This window comes from Bradyrhizobium macuxiense (genome assembly GCF_007993935.1).
Taxonomy (GTDB): domain Bacteria; phylum Pseudomonadota; class Alphaproteobacteria; order Rhizobiales; family Xanthobacteraceae; genus Bradyrhizobium; species Bradyrhizobium macuxiense_A.
In genome coordinates this window covers 91,018-104,590 of sequence record NZ_VITY01000009.1, presented here as the reverse complement: position 1 = coordinate 104,590, position 13,573 = coordinate 91,018, and the positions used below count along the sequence as shown (strand labels likewise).

Below are 13,573 nucleotides of genomic sequence, written 5' to 3'. Positions count from 1 at the left end.
ATTCGATTGTCTCTTAACGGGAATGCGCGGGGAGGCTGCGGGCGCAGAGTATGGCGCCGGAGTCGGGACCGGACGGAATCATGAATTCGCGCGTATCGTGGAGTGTTGACGGCATCGATCCCTCCGTCCGCGACAGGGCCGAGGCGGCTGCGCGCCGTGCCGGCATGTCGCTGAACGACTGGCTCAATTCGACCGTCGGCGAACCGAGCCCGGCGGATTGGCGCATGGAGCAACGGCAGCCGATGCCGAGCCGGGAAAGCCGCGAGGTCGCGGACATCCATCAGCGGCTCGACGCTATCACCCGCCAGATCGAACAGATTGCAAAGCCGTTGACGCGCGCCGAAGCGGTGCGCGCCGAGGTGCCGCGCGGCCAGCCCGCCGTCGCACGGCAGCTCAACGACGCGATCTCGCGCCTCGATGCGCGGCTGTCGCAAATTTCGCGGCCGCAGCCGGCGCGCGAGCCGCAGCCCCAGCCGATGATGCCTGAAGCGCCAATGCAGCGCGAGCCGCAGATCAACGACCGGCAGCTGGAGGAGAGGCTGCGCCAGGCCGAGGCGGTCGAGCGCGCCGCAGCCCAGGTCTATCGCCCCTCGCCGCCGCTGAGCCCGGCATCGTTCGATTCCGCGATCGCCGAAATCGCCGCGCGCCAGAATGAGCTCGATGGCCCCGCGCCGCGGCAGATGCCACAGCGCAATACACCGCCGGTGCAGCAATCTGCGCCGCCGATGGCCGCTTATGCGCCGCCGCCGGCGGCACCGGCCGGCCTCGACTTCTCCTCGCTCGAGCGTCATCTGCTCAAGATCACGAGCCAGATCGAGGCGCTGCAGCGGCCCGACCATATCGAGCAATCGATCGCGTCGTTCCGCGGCGAGCTCGCGGAAATCCGCCAGGCGATCACCGAGGCGATGCCGCGCCGCGCGATCGAGTCGATCGAGAACGAGATCCGCTCGCTGCATCACCGGATCGACGAGATCCGTCAGGACAGCAACAACGGCCAGGGCCAGGCGATTGCCGGCATCGAGCGCGCGCTGTCGGACATCCGCGAGGCGCTGCGCACGCTGACGCCCGCCGAGCAGCTCACCGGCTACGACGAGGCGATCCGCAATCTCGGCGCCAAGCTCGACATGATCCTGCGCGCCAACGACGATCCGTCGACGGTGCATCAGCTCGAGAGCGCGATCGCGGCGCTGCGTGCCATCGTCTCCAACGTCGCCTCCAACGACGCGCTGCTGCAGCTCTCCGGGGACGTGCATGCGCTGGCGACGAAGGTCGACCAGCTGTCGCAGATGTCGCGCGGGGATTCCTACGGCGACGCCTTCGCCGGGATCGAGCAACGCATTGCGGCGCTGGCCTCGTCGCTGGAAGGCCGCGAGCGGCCGGCCGGCTATGACAACACCGACGCCATCGAGGGCGCGCTGCGCTCGCTGTCGGAGCGGATCGACCGCCTCCAGGTCGGCAACGACAGCTCGTCGGCATTCACCCATCTCGAGCAGCGCGTCTCCTATCTGCTGGAGCGGCTGGAGTCCGCCGACCAGCGCTCCGGCAATCTCGGCCGGGTCGAGGAAGGGCTGCATGACATCATGCGGCACCTCGAGGCGCAGCACGCCCATATCGCCTCGCTCGCCGACGCCACCCGCAACAGCGTCAACATGTCTGCGCCGCAGCCGATGATGGACAGCGGCATCGTCGATCTGGTGAAGCGCGAGCTGTCCGACATCCGCTTCAGCCAGTCGGAGACCGATCGCCGCACCCAGGATTCGCTGGAAACCGTTCACAACACGCTCGGTCACGTCGTCGACCGCCTGGCGATGATCGAGAACGATCTGCGCACGGTCCGCACCGCACCGCCGCCGGCCCCGCCTGCCCCCGCGCCGGCCGAACTGCGGATGGACGCACCGCGGATGGAGATGCCGCGCGCGGCAATGCAGCCGATCGCGCAGCCCCAACCTGAATCCTACAGGACTGAATCGTACAAGCCTGAATCGTACCGGCCCGAATTGCCCAATCCTGCGCTGGCGCAGGAGCACTTCATGTCCGCGCCGCGCGAATTCCATGCCGCGCAGCCGGTCGAGGCCGCGCCGCCGCCGCTGCCGCCGCGCGCGATCAGCGAGATCCTCGAGCCGCATGCCGCCTCCGCGCGCGCTGCGCTGGCGCCTGAACTGCCGCCGGATCATCCGCTCGAGCCGGGCACGCGCCCGTCGGGCCGGGCGTCGTCGCCGTCGGAGCGGATCGCGGATTCCGAGCGCGCGATCTCTGATCTTCCCGCAGGCAAGAAGGAGCCGGTCTCGACATCGAGCTTCATCGCCGCCGCCCGCCGCGCCGCGCAGGCCGCCGCCGCACAGCCGGTCAACGAGAAGGCGGCGCGCGCAGCGAGCAAGGCCGCCGCCAAGGCCAAGGAGAAGGCCGACAAGGCCGCGAAGGCTGCTGCCGCCAAGTCCGGCGCCAAGGCCGGCGCAGCCGCGACCGGCGCGCCCGAAGCCCAGCCTTCGACCATCACCTCCAAGATCCGCTCGCTGCTGGTCGGCGCGAGCGTGGTCGTGATCCTGCTCTCGACCGCCAAGATGGCGATGAACCTGCTCGACACCAGCTCAGCGCCGCAGGTGCCGGCGATCGAGCACAGCGAGCCGGCCGCGCCCGCCGCACAGCCGCCCACCGAGAACTCCATCGCGCCCGCCCCCGCACCGGCCGCGCCGTCCAGCACGCCCGGGCCGTCGATGACCTCGCCGACCCCGCTCGGCCGCCAGTCCAACAATACGCCGGCGCCGAACACGCTCGACAGCGCGCAGGTGACGATCCCTCAGGCGCCCGCACCCACCACGGAGCCGGCAGCGGCACCGGTCGCCCCCGCCAGTGATATCACCGGCACGATTCCGACCGCTCCGCCGCTCGGCGGCAAGCTCGCCACGATCCAGATTCCGGCGGGCGAGAAGCTGCCCGACGCGATCGGCGGTCCGACGCTGCGCACGGCCGCGATCAAGGGCGATGCGGCTGCGGCCTATGAGGTCGGCGTCCGCTTTGCCGAGGGCAAGGGCGTGACCGCCAATGTCGACGAAGCCGCCAAATGGTACGGCCGCGCGGCGCAGGCCGGCGTGGTGCCGGCGATGTTCCGGCTCGGCACCTTCTATGAGAAGGGCCTCAGCGTGAAACGCGACTTCGATATGGCGCGGCGCTATTACGTGCAGGCCGCCGAGCGCGGCAACGCCAAGGCGATGCATAACCTCGCCGTGCTCGACGCCGATGGCGGCGGCAAGGGCGCCGACTACAAGAGCGCCGCGCAGTGGTTCCGCAAGGCGGCCGATCGCGGCGTTGCCGACAGCCAGGTCAACCTCGGCATCCTCTATGCCCGCGGCATCGGGGTCGAACAGAACCTCGCCGAGTCCTTCAAATGGTTCAGCCTCGCCGCCGCACAGGGCGACGCCGACGCCGGCCACAAGCGCGACGATATCGCCAAGCGGCTCGACCCACAGTCGCTGGCCGCAGCGAAGCTTGCGATCCAGACCTTCACCCCCGAACCGCAGCCGAGCGATGCGGTCAATGTGCCGGCCCCGGCCGGCGGCTGGGACGGCGCCCCCGCGCAGCCCGCGGCGGCGAAGTCCGTCAGGCAGCCGTCGAAGCGGACCGCGGCGCTGGCCGCCCCGGCTCACTAAAACGAGACTAGCTGCGGCGCCGTGACGGCGCCGCTGTCCTATCCCTCCGAGCTTTCGCCGTGTAGACAGACGCAGTCCCGCGCCAACGGCGCGCGCGCTCCGGAGGGTCAGGCTTGTCCGTCGACGATCGTCAGGATGATGGAACGGGCCATCGTTCGTCGCCGACCGGTCCCCGCGTCGCGCCGCCGCGTCAGACGCCGTCTCCGTTTGCCGCGCGTCCCAATGCCTCGCCTCGACCGACGCAAGCCGACCCGGCGCCGCCGCCGCGCACCTTCCGGTTCTCGCTCTGGTCCATCATCATCTTCGTGCTGCTGCTATCGAGCGTCGCTATTCAGGCCTACCGCGACCTGTCGAGGCCGGGCGCCTGGGACTTCTGGCGCGAGACCTACATCGCCGCGAGCATGACGTCGGCGGTGATATCGGACGTCGATATCGACGGGTCGGGCCGCGGCCGGCGCGCGCTCGCGATCAGCGGCAAGATCGGCTCGGCCAGCGCGAGCTGGTTCCGCGACCGGCTCAGCGAGGCGCGTCTCGCCGCCGGCGATGCCGTGCTGCTGTCGTCGCAGGGCGGCGCGCTGAACCAGGCCGCGATCATGGGCGAGGTCATCCGCACGCATCGGCTCGTCACCGCGGTGGCCACATCGGACGCATCGGGCAAGCTGCGCCCCGCGGCCTGCGCCAGCGCCTGCGTCCTGGTCTATGCCGGTGGTGAGACCCGCTATGGCATCGCGGGCTCGCGGCTCGGGGTGCACCGCTTCACGACCAGCGCACCGGTCAGCGATCCCCTCGCCGAGGCGCAACGCATCCAGGGCATGGTGCTGGGCTACATGACCAAGATGGGCGTCTCCTCCGGGATCGTCGAGGCGATGTCGCAGACCTCGGATATCCGCTGGTTGAACCCGAAGGAAGCGCTCACGCTGAATCTGATCACGAGGCCGGTCGATCGGCCCTGAAGCATGATCCGGACCCGAAGGGCCGCGTTAGCGCAAAGTGCAGAGCGGTTTTCCGAAACGGTCATGCTCAAATAAGCCGATACAGACGTCATTAATCTGAATTATCAACCACGTCCGCAGCCGGGCCGCCACGTGCGGCGAAAAATGCCACCCGGAGCGGAATCTTTAGTCCCTCCCCCCGCTAAATTCGGTTATGCAAGAACGCGGCAATCGACCCGCGTTCGCCTGCTCCTTGCGCGCCGACCGGATTCGTTCAGCCGGAGAATGCCCGACCCGAACGACATCACGCCGTGATGCGGCCTTGCGCCCCAGCATGCGGCGAACCGACAAGAAGCGACGCGCGTGCAGCTCTACCTCCCGATCGCCGACATTCCGGTCAATGTCTTCCTCATCCTGGCGATGGGCGCGGCAGTTGGATTCGTCTCCGGCATGTTCGGGATCGGCGGCGGCTTCCTGATGACGCCGCTGTTGATCTTCGTCGGCATCGCGCCCGCGGTCGCGGTTGCCTCGGTTGCCAGCCATATCGCGGCCTCCTCATTCTCCGGCGCGATCTCCTATTGGCGCCGGCGCGCGATCGACCCGCTGCTGGCGGCGGTGCTGCTGGTCGGCGGCACGCTCGGCACCACGTTCGGGGTGTGGACCTTCACTTTCCTGCGCTCGCTCGGCCAGCTCGACCTGATGATTGCGCTGTCCTACGTCATCCTGCTGACCACGGTCGGCGGGCTGATGTTCTGGGAAGGCCTGCGCGCGATGCTGCGTTCCCGCGGCGGCGGCGCGGTCACCCTGCGCAAGCCCGGCAGCCATGGCTGGATCCACGGCCTGCCGCTGAAGCTGCGCTTCAAGCGCTCCAAGATCTACCTCTCGGTCATCCCGGTGGTCGTGATCGGGCTCATCATCGGCTTCATCGGCGCCGTCATGGGCATCGGCGGCGGCTTCATCCTGGTGCCGCTGATGATCTATGTGCTGCGGGTGCCAACCTCGACCGTGATCGGCACCTCGATGGTGCTCACCCTCGTCACCATGGTGTTCGCCACCATGCTGCACGCGGTGACCAACCATCTGGTCGACGCCGTGCTGGCGCTGATCCTGATGATCGGCGGCGTCACCGGCGCGCAGTTCGGCGCCCGCGCCGGCCAGAAGATACGCGGCGAGCATCTGCGCCTCTTGCTCGGCCTGCTCGTGCTCGCGGTCGGCATCCGCTTTGCCGTCGAGCTGGTGATCCGTCCGCAAGACCTGTTCAGCATCCGCGAAACCGGCGGAGCCCCACCATGAGGCTGCGCGCTCTGCTTGCCATCGTGGGCCTCGCCGCCGCCGGCTTGGCGGCCGCGCCCGCGCGTGCCGAGCGGCTGATCGTGTCGGTCTCCAACCACCGCGTCACGGTGACGCCGAATTATTCCGGCGGCGAGCTCGTGCTGTTCGGCTCGGTCGAGAAGGACGACAAGACGCCGCCCAACCGCGGCAATTACGATCTCGTGGTCACGGTGTCCGGCCCACGCGCCGACATGGTGACGCGGCGCAAGGAGCGCAAATTCGGGATCTGGATCAACACCGACTCGCGCCAGTTCCTGCAGGTGCCGGGCTATCTCGCGCTGTTCTCCAATCGCCCGTTCGACCAGATCGCCTCGCCGGAGGTGCAGCGGCGGCAACAGCTCGGGCTCAACAACGTGCTCTTGATGCAGCGGGTCGGCCCCGACTTTGCCGACGTGGTGCCGAACGACCCCTTCCGCAGCGCCTTCGTCCGGCTGCGTTCCGAACACGGCCTCTATCGCGAGGCGACCTCGGCGGTGACGTTCCTGACGCCGACTTTGTTTCGCACCGGCATTCCGCTGCCGGCAGAGGTGCCGATCGGCACCTACAACGTCGAGATCAAGCTGTTCTCCGAGGGCGCGCTGGTCACCAAGACCGAGACCGCGTTCGAGATCGTCAAGGTCGGCTTCGAGCAGTTCGTCGCTACCACCGCGCGGCAGAACGGCCTGGTCTACGGCCTCGTCACCGCCTTCATGGCGCTGATGACCGGCTGGATGGCCTCGATCGTGTTTCGCAAGGACTAAAGGGCGTAGGTTGGGTGGAGCGAAGCGATACTCAAACTCCTTGGCCGCGGCGACATGATGGGTATCGCTGCGCTCCACCCATCCTACTGTCCCTAGCTCCGCCGCAACGCGCTCTCGAACGCGTCGCTCAGGATCGAGAGGCCGAGATCGATCTCGTCGTCGCTGATCGTCAGCGGCGGAGCGATGCGGAATACGCTGCCCATGCCGGGCAGCTGCACGATGTTGGTGCTCAGTCCGAGCTCCATGCAGCGCTGCGACACAAGCGTGCCGAGCGCTTCGTCAGGCTCCTTGCTGAAGCGGTCACGCACGATCTCGATGCCTTGCATCAGTCCCCTGCCGCGCACGTCGCCGATGCATTCGAACCGGTTCTGAAGGGCGAGGAGCCCATCCCGCAGCCGCGCACCCGCGATCCCGGCGCGTTCGACCAGTCGGTCGCGCAGGATGATCTCGATGACCTTCAGCCCGACCGCGGCCGGCATCGGATCCGACACATGCGTCGTGTAGAACAGGAAGCCGCGTTCGTGACAGCGCTCCTCGATTTCGGCTGATGTGATGACCGCGGCCAGAGGCAGCCCGGCGCCGAGTGTCTTCGACAGGGTCAGGATGTCAGGCACGACGCCGTCGCGCTCGAAGGCGAACATGGCGCCGGTTCGCCCGAGACCAGTCTGCGCCTCGTCGACGATCAGCAGCATGCCCCGCGCGCGGCACAGCTCCTTCAGTGCGGCAAGATAGCCCTTCGGCAGATCGATCAGCCCGCCGGAGCTGAGGATCGGCTCGGCGATCATGCACGCCAGCGAGCCGGTCGATTGGCGATCGACAAGATCGAAGGCGTAGGCCAGTTCGGCCCGCCAATCGGACGCATTGCCGAAGCGCGGGCGATAAGGGTTCGGCGTCGGGATCGCGAGCGAGCCGACCGGCGCGGGGCCATAGCCCTTGCGGCCGGCCGAATAGGTCGTCCCCGCCGCGCCCGATGTCATGCCGTGCCAGGACTGCGCGAATGCGACGGTCTCGAAGCCGCCGGTAAAGAGCTTGGCCATCTTGATCGCAGCCTCGTTCGACTCAGCCCCCGTGCTCAGCAGCATGACACGATCGAGGCCGGGTGGCAGCAGCTCGGCGAGCTGTTCGGCGAGCGCGACGACCGGGCGCGTCAGCATGCCGCTGAACAGATGGTCGAGCCGCTCGGCATGCGCGCTGATGGTCTTTACGATCTCGGGGTGGCCGTGACCGAGCACGGCGCTCATCTGCCCGGATGTGAAATCCAGGATGGCGCGGCCGTCGGCGTCATAGACGAAGGATCCGGAGGCGCGCTCGATGATGACGGGCGCGAATGTGCCGCCGTACCGGATGAGGTGACGCCGGGCGCGCTCCCAAAAGGCCTTGTCGTCATTTCCAGCCATCCCCATCCCCTTTGCTGCCATCGCCGCGATCCAGGCCACCGCAGCGCATCCTATGCGCGCACCGCAGCAATGAGCTTGCGAATTGAGATGCATTTCATCCCGGCTTCTGCAATCAATTGCGCAAAAGGCGCAAAATACGAAAGAAATGGGAACCACGGTCGTGATCGACGAGATGGATCGGAAAATCCTCGACGTGCTGCAGGTCGAGGGGCGCATCACCAATCTCGAGCTGGCCGAGCGGATCGGCCTTTCGTCCGCACCCTGCATGCGACGCGTGCGGACGCTCGAAGAAGCCGGCGTCATCAATTCCTATGTGGCGCTGGTGGACCCCGCGCGGGTCGGGCTCGGCTTCGACGTCATCGTCGAGGTCCGCCTCAAGCAACAGACCAGAGAATCCTTCGCGCGCTTCGAGAAGAAGGTGATCGACCTTCCGGAGGTCGTCGAATGCTGCATGATCGCCGGCGATTGGGATTATTCGCTACGGGTCGTGTCCTCCGACCTCGCCCGCTATCAATCGTTCATCCTCGACCGCCTGATGCATCCGGACAGCGACATCGCGAGCTACCGCACCACCATCATCCTGCGGAAGGTCAAATCGACGACCAAGATCGACAGCTCGCTGTTCAGCAAGGACTAGAGGAGAAAGCCGATCCCCATCGCGATCACGCTGAGCGCCATCGCAGCCGTCGAGAGCCAGCCGAGCCAGTACAGCCACCCGCCGATCACGAAGCGGCCCATCACCTCCTTGTGGCGTGCCATGACCATCAGCAGCACCATCACGGGGACCGCGAGCACACCGTTGACGACCGCACTCCAGTACAGCGCCGAGATCGGATCGATCGGCGTGAAGTTGAGCGCGATGCCGATGCCGCCCGACAGCGCCAGCACCGAATAGAACGCGATCGCCTGCTTCGGCTTGCGCGTCAGTCCGACCGGCCATCGCCGGCCCTCGCCGACCGCGTAGGCCGTCGCGCCCGCAAGCACCGGGATCGCCAGCAGGCCGGTGCCGATGATGCCGAGCGCGAAGATCACCTCGGCGAACGGCCCGGCGATCGGGCGCAAGGCCTCGGCGGCCTGCGCCGAGGTCTGGATGTCGGTCTTGCCGGCGGCATGCAGCGTGGCCGCGGCGGTGACGATGATCGACAGCGCGATCAAATTGGAAAACGCCATGCCGGTGATCGTGTCGGCACGGATGCGCGAGAATTCACGCTGCGCGCCATAGTGCCGCTCGATCAGCGGATGCTTGCTGGCATCGACCCGCTGCTCCTCGGCCTCTTGCGAGGCTTGCCAAAAAAACAGATAGGGCGAGATCGTGGTGCCGAGGATCGCGACGATGGTCGTGAAATAGTCCGCGCTCCAGGTGACGCGCGGCAGCAGCACACCGTCGAGCGCCTGCATCCACGACACCTTGGCGAATGCGAGCGCGGCGACATAGGCGAACAGGCTGAGCGTCAGCCATTTCAGAACGGCCACGTAGCGGCGGTAGTTCACGAAGATCTGGGCAACGACCGACGCGACGCCGAACAGGACGACATAGAGGATAGCCGGACCGCCGATCAGGAGCCTTGTCGCATCCGCCATGGCCGAGAGGTCGGCCGCAATGTTGACGGTGTTGGCGATGAACAGCAGCATCACCACGACCGCGAGCAGCCAGCCCGGATAATGCCTGCACACGTTGCCCGCGATGCCGTGACCAGTGATGCGGCCGACCCGCGCGGAGATCTCCTGGATCGCGGTCATCAGCGGGAAGGTCAGCAGCATGGTCCAGCCGATGCCGTAGCCGAGTTGCGCGCCGGCCTGACTGTAGGTGCCGATCCCCGATGGATCGTCGTCGGCGGCTCCGGTGATCAGGCCGGGTCCCAGCGTCTTCAGGATGCGGCTGAGGCTGAACGGCCGGCGCCGAGGCTTCGCCGTCGGTGCACCGTCATGCTTGTCGTCTGGTGAGATCGTCCCTTGGTGTGTCATGTCCGGTTCCAGCCGCCTGACAACGAGCCGGATACCGCCGAGGTTCCTGCAATGAAACCTAGCTCTCGATGACCGTGGCGACCCCGGGCTCGAGGATGCGCAGACGGCGGCCGAAGCCGAGCGTATCGAAGCTCGCGCGCAGGTCGCTGGCGTCCTGCCGGAAATGCGCCCAGCCGTCGGTATGAACCGGCACGATCACCGCGTCGGCAAAGGCGCGCGCGGTCTCGATCGCGTCATTGGTGTCCATGGTGAGATGGAACGGGCCGCGGGTCTGCGCCGCGCCGGCGAACGGCAGCACCACACCGCAGTCGAAGCGCCGCGCGACCTCGGCGACGCCGTCGAACCAGGTGGTGTCGCCGCTGACATAGACTGGACGGCCGGGCTTCGGCCGCTCCACCACGAAGCCGATCACGTCGCCTGACAGGGGCTCGATGCCCGCGGGCCCGTGCCGCGCCGGCGTCGCGGTGACGGCAAGTGTCCGCCCGCCTTTCTTCAGTGTCGTCGAGGCCCAGGGCGCAAAGCCCTCGGCTTGGCCGCCGAGCCGCTTGGCGCCGGCCTGTGTCGTCAGCACGCGCTTCGCGCTTTTGAGAAAATCCCGGCCGGAATGGTCGAGATTGTCGGAATGCTGATCGTGGCTCAGCAGCACCGCATCGACGTCGCCGACGTCTCGGGCGCTGAGCGCTGGTCCCGTCAGCTTCTCCAGTTTCACATGCGGCAGTTGATAGTCGCCGGGCGCATCGAAGGTCGGATCGGTGAGCAGGCGGAACCCGTCGATCTCGATCAGGGCGGTCGGGCCCCCGATCAGGGTGATGGTGATGCTCACGTTCCACTCCTCTTGGGCGATGCCGCGGCGGGGCGCGTCACCAGGTAAATGCCGAGAGCGACCGGAACGATCCCGAGCAGGTCGCGAAATTCGACATGCTCGCCGAGCACCAGATAGGCGAACAGCATGCCGAGCGGCGGCATCAGGAAGTGATAGGCGCTGGCGGCGGTCGCGCCGCACACTTTCAGGAGATGAAACCAGAGCAGATAGGCGAGGATCGAGCCGCCGAGCACGAGGAAGGCGAAGGCGCCGGCGAGCCGCATGCTGGGCACGATGTCACCGAGGCTGGACAGCGTGAAGGCGAACGGCATCACCGCAAGGCCGCCGGCAATGTTCTGGATGCCGTTGCCGATCCACAGGCTGCCCCTCGGCGCCAGCAGCTTGAACAGGACGGTGCCGGCGACGATCGAGGCGAGCGAGGCCAGCGTGAACAGGATGCCGTGCGGGCTGTCGGTACCGACCTTCATGCGATGCCAGACGATGAAGGCGACGCCGACGATGCCGAGCACGAGACCGACCACCTTGCGCAAGGTCATGCTCTCGCCGAGGAACATTGCTGCCAGCATCGCGGTGAAGACTGGATTGGCCGAGACGATCAGCGCACCGAGCCCGGCGGAGACGGTCTTCAGGCCGGTGTAGCCGAGGCCGAGATAGAGCGCGTTGTTGGCGACGCCGATCACCGCGAACACGGCGGCATCGCGCCAGGTGAGGTCCCACTGGTCCCGGCGCAGCCAGGAGATGCCGAGGATCAGGACTCCGGCGAGCGAGAACCGCGCGGCGAGCAGGATCAGCGGCGGACAATCGGTGACGCCGATCTTGCCGGCGACGAAAGCATAACTCCAGAGCAGGCAGAACAGCGCGATCAGGAGCGGCAGGGTGTTGAAGCGGGCGCGGGGGGCGGCAATGGAAGATGCGGCGGACATTGGAATTTCTCCTTTGCCCATGATCTAGGCCGGCACCTTGATATTTTGAAATTAAATGATAGACTGAGCTCCAGTGGATTTATGAATGGAGGCTGCGATGCTCGACCTGGAGCTGCTGCGCAGTTTCGTCTCGGTGGTCGATGCCGGCGGCTTCACCCGCGCCGGGGAGCGCGTCCACCGCACGCAATCGACGGTCAGCCAGCAGATCAAGCGCCTGGAGGAGGATGTCGGCCAGCCGCTGCTGATCCGCAGCGGCAAGGACGTCACCCCGACGGAAGCCGGCGATCAGCTGCTGACCTATGCGCGGCGGCTGCTGGCGCTCGCCGAGGAGGCACGTGATGTGGTGTCGCGCGCCGGCAGCGAAGGCGCGATCCGGATCGGCATCACCGAGGATTTTGCCGCCTACCGGTTGACGCGATTGCTCGCAACCTTCTCGCGCAGCCATCCGAATCTGCGGCTCGACGTGCGCTCCGGCCAGAGCCTGTACCTGTACCGCGATCTCGAACGCGGCGATCTCGATCTTGCGCTGATCAAGCGTGCTGCCAGCGAGAGAGGCGGCATCGCGGTGTGGCCGGAACGCGTGCATTGGGTGACCAGCAAGAGCCATCCGCGCGACACCACCATCGGCTCGGTGCCGCTGATCGGCTTCGGCTCGGGCTGCCTCTATCGCGCTCACGCCATCCATTCGCTGGAGAGCGCCGGCCGCAACTGGCACATGGCCTACACCTCCTCCAGCCTCGCCGGCATCCAGGCCGCGGTGGCAGCTGGCCTTGGGCTCAGCATTTTGTCGGAGATGTCGATCCAGGCCGAGCATCGCGTGCTGACCGCGAAAGACGGCTTTGCGCCGATCGAGCGGACCGAGGTCGCTCTTGTTGCCGCCCCGGAGGCGAGGCCCGCGACGCTGCGGCTCGCGGACCGGCTCGCGGAGTATTGCGAGAGCGTGCAGGCGAAGGCGGCGTAGGGCGAGATCACGCCATTACACTGCTGTCGTCCCTGCGAAAGCAGGGACCCATAACCACAGGGCGTAGAGAGAGAGCAAGCTGGGGCCACAGCTTTCTTCAACAACGATGCCCTGTGGTTATGGGTCCGGGTCGCGCTTCGCTTGCCCGGGACGACACCGAGTGTGTGGCCCGTCAATAACACCGCGACGCCACGAACGCGTGCACGCGGTTGTCGCCGAGCACATGGGCCATGAAGCCTGGCGATCCGAATATCCGTGCGAACGCCGCGTCGCGGATGCTGAGGCCGCCGGTGTAGGCGCCGAACGCCGGCATCACCGCGCGCTCGCCGTCACTGGCAAAGCAACGCCGCTCGATCGAACGGCCACGGGTCGGCACCCGCGCCTTGGGGTGGAGATGGCCGGCGATCTCGCCGCTCGCGCCGGTCGGCTCGTGGCGGAACACGATCGGCCCGATCGCAACTTCAGTCGCGACCACGCCGCCGAGACTGGACGGCAGCGCCGGATCATGGTTGCCCGCGATCCAGATCCAGTTGCGCCGCATTTGCAACGCCGCGAGCGCCTCGCGATCTGCATCCGACAGCCGCGCATGCGCATCGCGGTCGTGAAAGCTGTCGCCGAGCGCGATCACCTGCCGCGGATCGTGCCGCGCGATCACGGCGGCAAGCCGGCTCAGCGTCGCGACCGTGTCGTAGGGCGGCAGCAGCACGCCGCGAGAGGCAAAGCTCGAACCCTTTTCCAGATGCAGGTCGGAGACCACGAGCAGGCGCTGCTCTTCCCAGAACAGCGCGCCGGAGAAATCGGCCACGAAGCCGACATCCGCCACCGTGACCCTCGAAACGCGCATGTCGTCACC

11 protein-coding genes are annotated in these 13,573 nt (G+C 67.2%); 6 read left to right on the top strand and 5 right to left on the bottom strand.

Annotation, left to right across the window (positions count from 1 at the left end; all coding sequences use genetic code 11):
- Window positions 1-80 precede the first annotated feature (80 nt).
- From FBZ93_RS23570 to FBZ93_RS23555, 4 genes are all read left to right on the top strand, one after another.
- Entirely contained in the window at window positions 81-3,647 is a 3,567-nt protein-coding gene (locus tag FBZ93_RS23570) for a tetratricopeptide repeat protein (protein ID WP_146988934.1), read from the top strand.
- 113 nt (window positions 3,648-3,760) lie between these two features.
- A complete protein-coding gene (locus FBZ93_RS23565; protein WP_146988932.1) occupies window positions 3,761-4,600 on the top strand; it encodes a hypothetical protein in 840 nt (279 codons plus the stop codon).
- Window positions 4,601-4,942: 342 nt separating this feature from the next.
- A complete protein-coding gene (locus FBZ93_RS23560) occupies window positions 4,943-5,872 on the top strand; it encodes a sulfite exporter TauE/SafE family protein (RefSeq protein WP_050422235.1) in 930 nt (309 codons plus the stop codon).
- The gene (locus tag FBZ93_RS23555) at window positions 5,869-6,651 is read left to right on the top strand and encodes a TIGR02186 family protein (protein ID WP_146988930.1); all 783 of its coding nucleotides are present in this window, start codon (window positions 5,869-5,871) and stop codon (window positions 6,649-6,651) included. The genes FBZ93_RS23560 and FBZ93_RS23555 overlap by 4 nt, the downstream gene beginning before the upstream one ends.
- A 92-nt stretch (window positions 6,652-6,743) precedes the next feature.
- Here FBZ93_RS23555 and FBZ93_RS23550 read toward each other — a convergent pair whose 3' ends face one another.
- Window positions 6,744-8,048, bottom strand: coding sequence for an aspartate aminotransferase family protein (locus FBZ93_RS23550; RefSeq protein WP_146988929.1), 1,305 nt, complete (start codon window positions 8,046-8,048; stop codon window positions 6,744-6,746).
- Window positions 8,049-8,193: 145 nt separating this feature from the next.
- On the opposite strand from FBZ93_RS23550, the gene FBZ93_RS23545 reads away from it, so the two are divergent.
- Window positions 8,194-8,685, top strand: coding sequence for an Lrp/AsnC family transcriptional regulator (locus FBZ93_RS23545; protein ID WP_146988927.1), 492 nt, complete (start codon window positions 8,194-8,196; stop codon window positions 8,683-8,685).
- Here the strand turns inward: FBZ93_RS23545 and FBZ93_RS23540 are convergent.
- From FBZ93_RS23540 to FBZ93_RS23530, 3 genes are read right to left on the bottom strand one after another with little or no spacing between them, the layout of a single operon-like run.
- Window positions 8,682-10,013: an NRAMP family divalent metal transporter gene (locus FBZ93_RS23540; protein ID WP_146988926.1), complete on the bottom strand. Its 1,332-nt coding sequence runs from the start codon at window positions 10,011-10,013 to the stop codon at window positions 8,682-8,684. The genes FBZ93_RS23545 and FBZ93_RS23540 overlap by 4 nt on opposite strands.
- Window positions 10,014-10,071: 58 nt before the next feature.
- A complete protein-coding gene (locus tag FBZ93_RS23535; RefSeq protein ID WP_146988924.1) occupies window positions 10,072-10,836 on the bottom strand; it encodes an MBL fold metallo-hydrolase in 765 nt (254 codons plus the stop codon).
- Entirely contained in the window at window positions 10,833-11,759 is a 927-nt protein-coding gene (locus FBZ93_RS23530) for a DMT family transporter (protein WP_146988923.1), read from the bottom strand. Before FBZ93_RS23530 ends, FBZ93_RS23535 begins: the two co-directional genes overlap by 4 nt.
- 97 nt (window positions 11,760-11,856) lie before the next feature.
- Here FBZ93_RS23530 and FBZ93_RS23525 point away from each other — a divergent pair, with 97 nt between their 5' ends.
- On the top strand, window positions 11,857-12,720 hold the full coding sequence (locus tag FBZ93_RS23525; protein ID WP_146988921.1) for a LysR family transcriptional regulator: 864 nt from the start codon (window positions 11,857-11,859) through the stop codon (window positions 12,718-12,720).
- A gap of 172 nt (window positions 12,721-12,892) precedes the next feature.
- Here the strand turns inward: FBZ93_RS23525 and pdeM are convergent, their stop codons facing one another.
- Window positions 12,893-13,564 carry a ligase-associated DNA damage response endonuclease PdeM gene (pdeM, locus tag FBZ93_RS23520; RefSeq protein WP_167529182.1) on the bottom strand — a complete coding sequence of 224 codons (672 nt, stop codon included), beginning with the start codon at window positions 13,562-13,564 and terminating at the stop codon, window positions 12,893-12,895.
- Window positions 13,565-13,573: the final 9 nt, after the last annotated feature.

What these genes read in the sequence shown, in the direction of transcription:
- FBZ93_RS23530 (WP_146988923.1), bottom strand. Translation starts at nt 11,759, where the DNA reads ATGTCCGCCGCATCTTCCATTGCCGCCCCCCGCGCCCGCTTCAACACC.
- pdeM (WP_167529182.1), bottom strand. Translation starts at nt 13,564, where the DNA reads ATGCGCGTTTCGAGGGTCACGGTGGCGGATGTCGGCTTCGTGGCCGAT.
- FBZ93_RS23550 (WP_146988929.1), bottom strand. Translation starts at nt 8,048, where the DNA reads ATGGCTGGAAATGACGACAAGGCCTTTTGGGAGCGCGCCCGGCGTCAC.
- FBZ93_RS23570 (WP_146988934.1), top strand. Translation starts at nt 81, where the DNA reads ATGAATTCGCGCGTATCGTGGAGTGTTGACGGCATCGATCCCTCCGTC.
- FBZ93_RS23555 (WP_146988930.1), top strand. Translation starts at nt 5,869, where the DNA reads ATGAGGCTGCGCGCTCTGCTTGCCATCGTGGGCCTCGCCGCCGCCGGC.
- FBZ93_RS23545 (WP_146988927.1), top strand. Translation starts at nt 8,194, where the DNA reads ATGGGAACCACGGTCGTGATCGACGAGATGGATCGGAAAATCCTCGAC.
- FBZ93_RS23540 (WP_146988926.1), bottom strand. Translation starts at nt 10,013, where the DNA reads ATGACACACCAAGGGACGATCTCACCAGACGACAAGCATGACGGTGCA.
- FBZ93_RS23525 (WP_146988921.1), top strand. Translation starts at nt 11,857, where the DNA reads ATGCTCGACCTGGAGCTGCTGCGCAGTTTCGTCTCGGTGGTCGATGCC.